Genomic DNA, 13330 nt, shown 5'->3' with positions numbered 1-13330 from the left:
ATTTATTTATTTATTTATTTATTTATTTTTTATCCTTACACCTAAAGTTTCGCTAGCATTATCTACTGTAGAATTTTTAATTTTAACTAAGACTTTTCCAGTACCTTTCTTTGTTCCAACTATGCTAGTAGAATTACTTCCAATAATAAAGAATTCTTTATTAGATATATCCTGAATTTCAATCACACCTAAAGGTATCTCCTTATCTGATCCCTTAATTTTTATATAATCTAATAAATTTATCTCTTCCCCGATCTGAAAATCAATCTTTTTATTAGAGACTTTTTCTATTTCAAATTGTCCTTCCATACCTTTTATAAAGTTCCCATCTAACAAAATACTAATCTTATCACTAAAGTCTGATTTCGTTAAATAGTTATTTCTTAAATCAACTTTCTTCAATTTTTCAATATCCGTTATTTCCTTTGGTATTATTGTTAATCTATTATTATTTGCAAAAATAAATCTTAATTCTTCTATATTTCCTATTGAGCTTGGTATTTCTAACAATTCGTTGTTACTTATATATAATCCTTGTAATCTTGATAAGTTCCCTAATTCAATTGGTAACTCTTCTAATTTATTATCACTTAAGTTTATTCCTGTTAAAGTTATCATATTACCTATACTATTAGGTAATATTTTTATTTCATTATTATTTAACCCTAAGTATGATATTACTTTCATATCATCTATTTCTTCTTTAATTTCTTTTATCTTATTAAAAGAAATATCTAAATGCTTAATGTTTTTTAAAATTGGAACTACAGTTAGTTGATTTTTTGATAAATCTATATATTGTAATGAAGCTGGGATAAAATTCACATCTATTTCTTTTATATTATTTTTTGAAATATATAAGGTCCTTAAATTATTTAAAGTTGATAAATTAGGTAAGTTTTCTAAATTATTTTTTTCTAAATTTATCTCTTTTAAATTAGTTAATTTATTCATATTTTCCGGTAATACTTCTATTTTATTATTAGATAAGTTTAATTCTGTTAATTTACTAAGATTTACTATATTATTAGGTAGACTTACTAATTCATTATTATCAACACCTAATGTATATAGTTTTTTTAGTTCCCCAATATTTTCCGGTAGTGATTTTAGTTTATTTTTCCCAATTCTTAAATACATAAGTTCAGGAAAAGCTCCTATATTATCAGGTAAATGAGTTATCTTATTATTAAAAAGACTTAGTTCTCTTAAAACTGGTAATCCTGCTATATCCTCTGGAAAAGTTGTTAATTCATTATCATAAGCAATTAATCTTATAAGCTTTTTTAAATTATTTACTTCAGATGGTATTTCCATTATTTTATTTTGTGAAAAATCCAATCTATCTAATGTTGTAATACTACCAATTTCCTTAGGTAGGAATGTTAATAAGTTTTGAGAAACATCAAACCAACGAAGTTTTTTCATATTTCCAATATATTCCGGCAGCTCTTCTATCTTATTTCTTGAAATTATTAACTTGTCTAAAGCCTCTAATTTAACTATTTCTTCTGGAATTGTATTTATGTGATTTCCCTCTAAATTTACTTCAAATAAATTTGCTAAATATGATATTCCTTGTATTGACTTAATCTTTTCTTCAACAGCAAATAAATACTTTACAGATTGCAATTTTCTTAAAGTAACTTTATTTGATTCTATATCTGGAATTTCCTGAGGATTAGAATAGATAGTAAAGGTAACTGTCCTAATAATCACATTTCTAAAATTTTCATCTGGAAACATTAGTTTTAATTCCTCTTCATTTATCTCTCTATCTAAATCTTCTTCATTAATTCTAATTACTTCGTTTTCATCTGCATAAACTAATTTAGTTTCAGTAAAAGATGACAAAACCATTATTGATATCAACAAGACTGATAATGCAGCTATTTTAGCTTTTAAATTCTTCCTCATATTACTCACCTCAATAATTTAATATTCTAATAGAATCTTAATGTTTGTCCAATTTGCAACTGGTGATTCTTCAAAAGATGATGAATGCTCATTAAAACCAGTTAAGCCCATTATTGTAGGCACATCCTGCCAATTAGCTCCAAAGTCCTCTGATATAATAAACCTAGTACTATTTTCAATATCATCCTCAATATACTTAGGTTTTAAGTATTGAGAATAAAGAGGTGCTACTGCTTCTAATATAGGATCAAAGGTTACCTCTCCATTTGGTGCATATTCTGGATTATAAAGATCTTCTTTACTTGATCCAATACTTGCTATTATTCCATAATGAGGCTGTTGTGAAAAAGCTCCATCTATAAATGCTTTTTGATCTAAATTATAAGCTAAGAACTTAGCATGATTAGCTGGCACTAATTGAATTCCTCCTGAGTAATCAATATATTTTCCCCAACCTGATTTACCAACCTTTGGAGAAGTAGATAAACAAATAACTCCTGGATGACTTGCTCTAAACGTTCCTACATGAGAATATTCACTTCCACCAAACCTTCCTGTTCCTCTTACTCTTTGAATTATATCTGCTATATGCTTACTAGTTCCATCTTCATAGTTAAGCAATACTCTTCCATTAGATTCTTTATATTCACCATTTACTGTATCTCCAGCTGACCAATTTTCAATTTCAATGCTTACTGGTGATCCAATATCTATTGATGGTTTACTTACTATTATTCTTAAATCTTCAGGTATTGGCTTATCAAAACTACCATTATAGTAATAATCAAGGGACTTCCATTCTTGGTCATTATCTAAAAATTGTACTGGATTTCCAACAAAGGCTCCACTATCTCCCCCAAAAATTTCACTTCCACCCAAAATATCTGTATAAATTATACTATCAGTAAATTTAGCTGGATTATTAATTTCTGAATAAACATAATCATCTTCTGTTCCTATAGTAAATTGCTTTGGCATCCAAACTCCTGCTGCTTCAATGTCCGCTGGAGAAATGCTTGGTACTGATTCTTTAGTTATTTCAGAAGCTTTTATAGGATCATAACTTTCACTAGGACCTACTCTTACATGAACATTATTTGAAGCAGTAGCTGTTATACCAGAATGACTTCCATCATTAGCTGCATCATAGTGAGATGCCCAGAAACCTGCTGAAGAAGTTGTTGGATATTTACCAGCTCTTATTACATTTCCCATTTCTCTTTTTGAACCATCAGGAAATTCTTGATAAATACTTCCACCATCTTGATTTTGTATATATATAATATACATTAATTCTAAATTTGGAGTATTCTCTTCCTTTACCTCTTCAGGTATTCTACTATTAATACTATCAGCAACATTACCTCCCTTATACTTTTCAACGGAATTTGCATATGCATTACCTGAAAGAACTCCTAAAACAACTAAAATCCCTATTAGTAAGCTAACCAGTTTTTTTGTAGACTTTTTCACACTTCTCTCTCCTTTTTTTATAATTTTAATCATAATTTTTTATACATTTTCTATTATGATGCTTATAATTATGTCTACTTTAATAAGTACAAAATTAGCCTGCAGAGCTAAATTACTATTTTTTAACTTAATTGTTTAATATAGCTATATTATTTATTTAATATTATCATTGTAAAACCTTTTCATCAATAGTTTTCTGAAACTTTTTTTCTTTATTTTTGAAAATAATTTTCTATAAAAATAAAGCAATGAGTTTTTAGCCTCATTGCTTATTTTTTATCTACTTATTTATTCTTTTAATTGCATTTTCTGTTTTAATCTTAGATTCTATTGCCATTTCTTTATTCTTTCTTATTACATTAGTACATATTAAATCCACTAAGAAACTTTGGGATATCCTTATTCCTAAGGATTCCGTATCAAGATTTATTTCCTGATATGTATAGTTTAACACATAATCACTAACTCTTGCTAATCTTGATAATAAGTTCTCTGTTATAGAAATTACCTTTACATTATTTTCTCTGGCAATTTCTGCCGCCATATTTACCTCTTCTGTGTTACCACTATTTGAAACAATAAATAATACATCATCTTCTTTCATTAAAGATGATATCATTAATAATGTGTGACTATCTCTATAAATGTTGCAAGCTAGACCTATTTTCATAAATTTATAATATGCATCTTCTGCAATTATTCCAGAGTGTCCAATACCAGCAAAAGCTATTCTTTTTGCTTTTACTAATATGTCTGATATTTCTTCAATTATTGTATAATCTATTTTCTTTAAAGTTTCTTCTAAAGAATTTATATTCAAATCATAAAATTTCTTAACAAACTCACCTAGAGAGTCTTTTTCTGATAACACTTCATTTTTAGCTGCTTCATCACTATTTTCATCATTATCATATGCATTATTTTTAAACTCTTGTGCCATTGTCATCTTAAATTCTAAAAAACTTCTAAATCCAAGCTTTCTACAAAATCTTGTAACTGTAGCCTCACCAACTCCACAGTTATTTGCTATTTCAGTTACTGTCATATATATACTACTATTCATATATTCTTCTATATAATCACAAATTTTATTTTCTGCTTTAGTTAACTCATTTCTATCCTTTACTAGTAAAGATTTCATTTATATCCCTCTTATATCTTCATTTACTTATTAAAATAATTATATTATAAATTGAAAGAAATACCTAATTAAAAATATTTACTCATATATCAAATCTATTATATATAAGCTCAAATAAATTATTCTGTTCTTAGTGCCTCCACTGGATCCTTCTTTGAAGCCATCTTAGCTGGAATAGATCCTCCAATCAGAGTTAAACATACACTTATAATTACTAATACTATAGCATGAACTGGATTTAATACAGCTACATCTTTTAAATCAGTAATTTTATAAAGTATATTATTGGTTGGAATTGTTAGAAGATAAGCAATAACTATTCCTAAAATACCTGAACAACTTCCTATAATAAATGTTTCTGCATTAAATACTCTTGTAATATCTTTCTTTCTAGCACCTAAAGCTCTTAAAACACCTATTTCCTTTGTTCTTTCAAGTACGGATATATAAGTTATTATCCCTACCATAATTAATGAAACTACTAATGATATTGCTGCAAATGCTATTAATACCATAGTAATTGCATCCATAATACCACCTGATAGGCTTACAAATGTACTAGCCATATCATTGTATATAATTACATCTTCTTTTTCCTTTCCTTCATTCCAATCATCTAAATAATCTGTTATAGCTTCTTTGGTAGCAAAATCCTTTGGATATAAAGTTATCATATAAGGTGTTGAAGTTGCTCCTATAGAAGCAAGTATATTTTCCTTAGTATTTGTATTCCCTGAATCCGGCCTATCTCTTTCTTTTTCAAAGCTTTCCCCTGTAAATATATTATAGGTTGCTTCTTCTTGAGCCTTTACAACTTCAGATTTTTTAGCATCTTCTATAAAGTACTTACTTAATTCATCTGAATAAGATAAACCTTGTGATAATACTGGTATAGTTACATCTTCTTTAACTCTTAAAATCCCTACTATTTTTAATGGTATAGCTCTTTCATTATTATATATTTCACTCATATCATTTGGATTTCCTGCTAAAGTATAGTAATTACCTAATTTTTTATAGTAATCATCATTTAAAATTGCCTTTATTTCATATCCTAATATATCATTAAAGTTAATTTCTTCTTTGCTACTATCAAATCCTAATGCCTCTAAAACAGATGTATCAAGTTTATTAGATTCATCTACTACTAAAATTAAATCATTCATTGTTTTTGGATAGCTACCTGCAAGTAAATCATATGAAGATTCTAAATAACCTTCTGAATTATTATCTATCTTTATTGGATAAGAAGATAGATTTAAATCTGAAGAATTAATTGGTGTTGCTATACTTCCATCACTTTTTAAAAGATTCATATTTACTAAACGAGTAAATGAAAGTCCTGAAAGTAATGATTCATCAATTTCTTCAATATATTTTACATATTCATCTGAAAGTTTATTCGTATGCATAATAGTATTTTCTTTACTATTATAAGGATATATCACATCTGTATCAGGGAACTTACTAGAATCCTTATTTTCTCCTGATGCTTGATCTCTCATTTCTTTACTACGCTCCATCATTGAATTTATATCAATTTCTGCTGCTCTCTGACTTATCATAATAGGGAAACCTGATAGTGTATCTGATTCAAACATATCTATTTGCTTATCAAAACCATTAGATAATGATAATATTAATGCTATTCCTATAATACCAATACTAGAAGCAAAAGCAGTTAAGAATGTTCTCCATTTTTTAGTTCTTATATTCATACCTGATAGTTTTAATGCTGTAAGAAAACTCATACTAGTTTTCTTAAGGCTATATGAACTATTACTATTTTCTTCTTGTAGAGGGTTTGTATCTGAAATAATACTACCATCTCTAAATTCTACTATCCTATCTGCATACTTGTTTGCAAGCTCTGGATTATGTGTTACCATTATTACCAATTTATCTTTTGCTATATCTTTTATAAGATCCATAATTTGAACACTAGTCTTAGTATCCAAAGCTCCAGTTGGCTCATCTGCCAATATTATATCTGGATCATTTGCAAGAGCTCTTGCTATTGCAACTCTTTGCATTTGTCCTCCTGAAAGTTGATTAGGTCTCTTATGAATATGCTCTTTTAATCCAACTCTTTCTAGTACTTCTACAGCCTTCTTATGCTTTTCTGTTGCTGAAACTCCACTTAAGGTCATACCCATTTCAACATTATCTAAAATACTTAAGTGACTTATTAAATTATAGCTTTGGAATACAAAACCTATACTATTATTTCTATATGCATCCCACTCTGAATCTTTGAATTCCTTTGTAGATTTGCCATTAATTATAAGATCTCCACTATCATACTTATCTAAACCACCAATAACATTAAGGCAAGTAGTTTTACCTGAACCACTTGGCCCTAATATTGCCACGAATTCGTTTTCTCTAAAATTTAAGCTTACTCCATTTAATGCAACTTGCTTAAAATCACCTGTTGTATATGACTTCTTCACATTCTTTAGTGATAACATGCTTCTCCTCCTAGTATATTTTTATTAAATTAATATTCTTCATTATACTTCATTTTTATAAACTAAATATAAATTAAATACTATATATTTATAATTATAACCAATTTTAATATTCATAGGTAAAAAAATCAATAAAAAAAGAGTTATTCCTTTTTATTTAAGAATTACTCTTTTTTATAAACATTATAATATAAAATTATCTATTATAACTTCCTTCCCAAACTATTTCAGTATATTTATCTGGATCTGTATCACCTTCAGTACTAAATAAAAGCACTTTAGAATTTTTATCTAACCCTATAGATTCTTTTAATTCCTTATATTCTGGATTTGTCATTAACTCATATACAAGTCCTAAAGTAACTGCTCCTGATTCCCCTGATATTACTTTATTATCTTTTCTTAATGGGTTTCCAAGAACTCTCATTCCATTTGCAGCAACATAATTTGGTGCTGATACAAATACCTTAGCATAATTTTTTAATACTTCGAATCCAGTTATATTTACTTCTCCACATGCAAGTCCAGCCATTATTGTTGGCATATCTCCTCCAACTACTCTTGGACTTCCATCATTTGCTATAGCAGATTCATAATAACAAGCGGCTTCCTTAGCCTCTACTATAACAGTAGTTGGACAATCTTCACCAAAAACTGATGCAAAAAACCCTTGAATTCCTCCTGCAAGGGAACCAACCCCTGCTTGTAAAAAGATATGAGTAGGTCTTTCTACTTTATAATCATTCTTTAATTGTTCTAAAGCCTCTAACCCCATAGTTCCATAACCTTGCATTATCCAAGCTGGAATTTCTTCGTAGCCTTCCCATGCTGTATCTTGAATTACAACTCCGTTATGCTCATCAGCATATTTAGCTGCTAATCTAACTGCATCATCGTAATTCATATCTGTAATTGAAGCATCTGCTCCTTCTTTTCTTATATTTTCTAATCTTACTAAAGAAGATCCTTTTGGCATATAAACTACAGATCTTTGTTTTAATCTGTTAGCTGTCCAAGCAACTCCTCTACCATGATTTCCATCTGTAGCTGTTACAAAGGTAATATCACCTAGTTTTTCTCTAACTTCATCAGAAACTAATTTTTCATATGGTAAATCTGTAATATCCATATCTAATCTCTGAGCAAGATATTTCGCCATAGAATATGAGCCTCCAAGTACTTTGAAAGCATTTAATCCAAATCTATAGGATTCATCTTTTAAAAATATACCAGCTAGTCCTAATTTTTCACTTAAATTTTCTAAATTAACTAACGGTGTAACACTATACTCTGGAAAACTCTTGTGAAAATTCCTAGCTTTATTTATTTCATCCATGCTTAAAAAGTCTAAATTAATATTACTTTTAGGCATGGTGTTTTCCTTCCATTTAATTTTTTCAGACATTTTATTTCACTCCTATATTTATTTTGTTATCCTTGTTCCAGTCTCTCCTAAAATTCCATTCTTTGCCTTTTCCAATAAAGTAATAAGTGCAGTATTGCCTTCTTTATATTCAGCAAATTCTATTCCTGCTTCAACTTTAGGTTTCATTGAACCTGGTGCAAAATGTCCTTCTTCCACATATTTTTTCATTTCAACTACTGAAACATTATCTAACCATTTTTCATTTTCTTTACCATAATTAATAGCAGCCTTTTCAACTGCAGTTAAAATTATTAGAAAATCTGCTTCTAATTCTTTTGCTAGTGTAGCACTTGCAAAATCTTTGTCTATAACAGCACTTGCCCCTCTTAAATGATTTCCTTCCTTCATTACAGGAATTCCACCGCCTCCACAGGCAACTACAATACTTCCTGATTCTACTAATGTCTTTATTATTTCAATCTCTACTATACTCTTTGGTTTAGGAGATGCAACTACTCTTCTATATCCTCTTCCTGCATCTTCAATAACATTAATTCCTTTTGAAATTAATATATCTGCGTCCTCTTTTGTCATAAAACTTCCTATTGGCTTTGTAGGATTTTTAAAAGCCTTATCATCTTTATCTACTTCTACTTGGGTAATTATTGTTGCAACAGGTTTATTTATATTTCTATTTAATAGCTCTTCTCTTAATGCATTTTGCAAATCATATCCTACATACCCTTGACTCATTGCTACACAAACTGACATAGGTATTGTTGAATATTTTGTATCTGATTTTGTTAATGCATCCATAGCAAGATTTATCATTCCTACTTGTGGCCCATTTCCATGAGATATAACAACATCATGTCCTTCTTCAATTAAATCTACTATAGCCATTGCTGTAGATTTAACTGCTGTCATTTGTTCTTCTAAGTTATTACCTAGAGCATTTCCGCCTAACGCTATTACAATTTTCTTTTTCATAATTATCTCCCTTAAATCTATAGACTATGATATTTTAATAATTAGGGCTTTTATCCATTTATTTATGGATAAAAACCCTTATAATACTATTTTAAAGACTCTTTCTTTCCTTTTTAGCTTCTTCTAATTTAGCTAAAACTTCTTGTGGATTATTAACCTTGCTTAGGAAAATCATAGCTGCAATTACATATGGCTTGTAGCTAGCTTCTTTATAAAGAGGTTTTCTATATCTATCAAATACTGAAGCTTCAACTTCCCCTGTTTCACAACTAACACCAGTTATATCTGCTGGTAGGCAGTGTAAGTATAATGCCTTTCCCTCTTTAGTTGTCTTCATTAACTCTTCAGTACATTGCCAATCTATATGCTCAGCATTTTGCTTTAATAATTCTTTTTCTAATTCTTTAATTCCATCAAAATCATTATTTCCATATAAATCTGTTCTCTTTTCCATTGCAACAAATGGAGCCCAGCTCTTTGGATATACTATATCTGCATCCTTGAATGCTTCTTCCATAGAATTAGTTTTTGTAAATGATCCACCAGATTTTTCTGCATTTTCTTTAGCTATTTCTTCTACTTCTGGCATTACTTCATATCCTTCTGGGTGAGCTAAAACTACGTCCATACCAAATCTTGTTAATAATCCAATAATTCCTTGTGGAACTGATAATGGCTTACCATAAGATGGAGAATATGCCCAAGTCATAGCGACTTTTTTACCTTTTAAATTTTCAACTCCACCAAATTCATTGATTAAATGTAAAGCATCTGCCATTGCTTGAGTTGGGTGGTCAATATCACATTGTAAGTCTACTAAAGTAGGAATTTGTTCTAATGTTCCTTCTTCATATCCTTCTCTTACTGCTTTAGATACTTCTCTCATATAAGTATTACCTTTTCCAATATACATATCATCTCTGATACCTATAACATCAGCCATAAATGATACCATATTAGCAGTTTCTCTAACAGTTTCTCCATGAGCTACTTGAGATTTTCCTTCATCTAAATCTTGTACTTCTAAGCCTAAAAGATTACAAGCAGATGCAAAACTAAATCTTGTACGAGTAGAATTATCTCTGAATAATGAAATTCCAAGTCCGCTATCAAATATTTTTGTTGATATATTATTTTTTCTCAAATCTCTTAAAGCTTCTGCTACTGTAAAAACAGCCTTTAATTCATCATCACTTTTCTTCCAAGTTTCCATAAAGTCATCATTATACATCTTTGAAAATTCTAATTTATTAAGTTCATTTATATATTTATCCACTATAGCCATTTTTTAATTCCTACCCTTCATTACTTTTTATATTTAAAATTATTTTTCTTTATTAACACAATATATTGTTGGTAATGCAGCATATACAGCAGCACATTTAACTAGATCTTCCTTCCAAGTCATTTCATTTGGAGCATGAGCTTGAGCTTCTGCACCTGGTCCAAAGCCTATTACTGGAATTCCATTACGTCCCATTATAGAAACTCCATTTGTTGAGAATGTCCATTTATCTGTAAGAGGACGAGCCTTTCTCATTTCATCTGCATTTACTGCACCACTTCTTGTATTTCCATAAAGTCCTTTATAAGCCTCTTCCATTGCTTTTGTAACAATATGATCTTCTGGAAGTACCCATGTTGGGAAATAACACTCAATTGGATATATTAATCCAGTATAGCTTGGCCTATCATAGTTATACATACTTACTTTTGCATTATATTTTTTAACTGCTGGAAGTTCTCTAATTTCCTCTAAACAACTTTCCCAAGTTTCCCCTGCTGTCATACGACGATCTAATGAAATTGAACAAGAATCAGCAACAGCACAACGGCTTGGTGAAGTAAAGAAAATTTCAGAAGTTGTAACTGTTCCTCTTCCTAAGAAATTAGCTTCCTTCCATTCTGCATTATGTTTTTCATCAAGCATTTTTACTAATCCTTTTATTTCTTTATCATCATTTGCATCATTTTCATTTAAGTCTCTAACATTCATTAATATTTCAGCCATTTTATAGATTGCGTTATCTCCTCTTTCTGGAGCTGAACCATGACATGAAACCCCTTGAACATCAACTCTGATTTCCATACGGCCTCTTTGTCCTCTATAAATACCACCATCTGTTGGTTCTGTAGATACTACAAATTCAGGTCTTATTCCATCTTCTTTAATGATATATTCCCAACAAAGTCCATCACAATCTTCTTCTTGAACTGATCCTACAACTAAAGCTGTATATTTATCATCTAAAAGATTTAAGTCCTTCATTATTTTTGCACCATATACAGCAGAAACTATTCCACCTAATTGATCTGATGTTCCACGTCCACCTATTTCTGTTTCTGTTTCATATCCTTCATATGGATCAAAATTCCAATTATCTCTATTTCCTACTCCAACTGTATCAATATGAGCATCAAATCCAATTAAAGTTTTACCAGTTCCCATATATCCAAGTACATTACCTTGTGGATCAATTTCAACCTTATTAAATCCTAGTAATTTCATTTCTTCAGCTATTCTTTCAACTACACCCTTTTCTTCACAACTTTCACCAGGAATAGCAATTAAATCCCTTAAAAATTTAGTCATTTTCTTTTCATAGTTTCCTGCTTTAGTTCTTATTTCCTTGAAATCCATTTCTTTTCCTCCCTATATTTTATATAAGCTTTTCTTCTTTACTTTTATATAATTAGCAATTTGTATGCCAAAGTTTTTTTATGATTTTTCATGCTATGTATATGTTTTTGTTGTATTATTCTTAATTATTTAAGGCAAAAAATAAAGAGTTATCATATTGATAACTCTTTATCACTTTGGTTAAACTCTCTATTTTCCTAGCTTTAAACACATTTTTTCTATTTTTTATCAAATTGATAAGGCTATTTTATACTGCTAGCCTATTTTAAAGCAAATTAAATTTAATATTTATCTATTTACATGTTTTTCAATATAAATTCTAGCATTTTCGTGCCTACAGCCACAACTTCTTCCATATCAAATTCTGAAAAATCATGAGTTGCACCTTCTAAAGTTATTATATTAGCTTTATTATCTTTACTTATTAACTCCTCATATAATACTTCAGCATTTTCATAAGGAACAATAGAATCTTTTCTACTATGAATTATTAAGGTATTAGGTGCATTTTTATCTACATAATTAATAGGACTATATTTATTTAATACTTCTTCTTTGTTATCTCCAACGGAATTAATAATTTGTTCTAAATCCCAATTGACATTGCTCATGTCTAATGTATTTAAATCTGTTGGACCAAAGAAGTCAATTAAATATTTTATAGATGATGAGTAATTCTTTAATTCTTCATCATCTACAAACTCCTCATCGCTACTATAAGCTGCCATTAAAGATAAGTGGGCTCCTGATGATGCACCGATTACTCCAATTTTATTTTCATTTAAATTATACTCGTCTTTATTTTTATGAACCCATCTAATGGTATCTTTAACATCACTTATTTGCTTGTTAAAATTTTCTTCGCCACTCATAAGCTGATAACTTGTACTTATTATTACATAACCTTCTTCTCTAAAAGCATCAAGTAATGGTGATATAGCATCTGGAATTTCTTTATTCCCATATACCCAACTACCTCCATGAACATAAATAATTACAGGTGAACCATTTTTAAGTTCTTTTTTTGCGTTAAATATATCTAATGTTAAAGGAACTCCATTTGTATTTTTGTATTCTACTTCAATATAATCTTTAGTAATATCTTGCTTCCCATTGAAATCATTATTTGTTAGCACCTTAGATTCTTCTACAAACTCTGAATACTTCTTAAGTATATTAACGGTTAAACTTATTTTGTCTCTAATTAAAAAAGCAAAAATTCCAGAGACTAAAATTATTAAAAGTATTATTACCCCTAAAGCTTTAAAAAACTTCTTCATAATTTCTCCTTCTCTTTTATTTATTTATTTATTTATTTATTTATTTATTTA

Annotated in this window: 9 protein-coding genes; all 9 read right to left on the bottom strand. The window is 29.0% G+C overall.

All coding sequences use genetic code 11. From position 1 onward, the window contains the following. Positions 1 to 18: 18 nt before the first annotated feature. The gene (locus tag HUJ77_RS13575) at positions 19 to 1917 is read right to left on the bottom strand and encodes a leucine-rich repeat domain-containing protein (protein WP_291709489.1); all 1899 of its coding nucleotides are present in this window, start codon (positions 1915 to 1917) and stop codon (positions 19 to 21) included. Between the two features lie 18 nt (positions 1918 to 1935). Beyond that, positions 1936 to 3390, bottom strand: a complete 1455-nt coding sequence (locus HUJ77_RS13570; protein WP_291709487.1) for a hypothetical protein — start codon at positions 3388 to 3390, stop codon at positions 1936 to 1938. Between the two features lie 280 nt (positions 3391 to 3670). Beyond that, a complete protein-coding gene (locus HUJ77_RS13565; protein ID WP_291709485.1) occupies positions 3671 to 4531 on the bottom strand; it encodes a MurR/RpiR family transcriptional regulator in 861 nt (286 codons plus the stop codon). A gap of 119 nt (positions 4532 to 4650) precedes the next feature. After that, on the bottom strand, positions 4651 to 7002 hold the full coding sequence (locus HUJ77_RS13560) for an ATP-binding cassette domain-containing protein (RefSeq protein ID WP_291709483.1): 2352 nt from the start codon (positions 7000 to 7002) through the stop codon (positions 4651 to 4653). Positions 7003 to 7198: 196 nt separating this feature from the next. Continuing rightward, entirely contained in the window at positions 7199 to 8407 is a 1209-nt protein-coding gene (gene dpaL / locus HUJ77_RS13555) for a diaminopropionate ammonia-lyase (RefSeq protein WP_291709482.1), read from the bottom strand. Between the two features lie 18 nt (positions 8408 to 8425). After that, a complete protein-coding gene (gene arcC / locus HUJ77_RS13550) occupies positions 8426 to 9358 on the bottom strand; it encodes a carbamate kinase (protein ID WP_291709480.1) in 933 nt (310 codons plus the stop codon). A gap of 91 nt (positions 9359 to 9449) precedes the next feature. Then, a complete protein-coding gene (ygeW, locus tag HUJ77_RS13545; protein WP_291709478.1) occupies positions 9450 to 10643 on the bottom strand; it encodes a knotted carbamoyltransferase YgeW in 1194 nt (397 codons plus the stop codon). A gap of 39 nt (positions 10644 to 10682) precedes the next feature. Next, positions 10683 to 11999 carry a YgeY family selenium metabolism-linked hydrolase gene (locus HUJ77_RS13540; RefSeq protein ID WP_291709476.1) on the bottom strand — a complete coding sequence of 439 codons (1317 nt, stop codon included), beginning with the start codon at positions 11997 to 11999 and terminating at the stop codon, positions 10683 to 10685. A gap of 296 nt (positions 12000 to 12295) precedes the next feature. Then, positions 12296 to 13279, bottom strand: a complete 984-nt coding sequence (locus tag HUJ77_RS13535; protein WP_291709474.1) for an alpha/beta hydrolase — start codon at positions 13277 to 13279, stop codon at positions 12296 to 12298. Between the last annotated feature and the right edge of the window lie 51 nt (positions 13280 to 13330).

It is taken from the genome of Clostridium sp. (assembly GCF_021443865.1).
Taxonomy (GTDB): domain Bacteria; phylum Bacillota; class Clostridia; order Clostridiales; family Clostridiaceae; genus Clostridium.
Note: the sequence above shows the minus strand (reverse complement) of the source record. Positions and strands in the feature narration are given on the sequence as shown.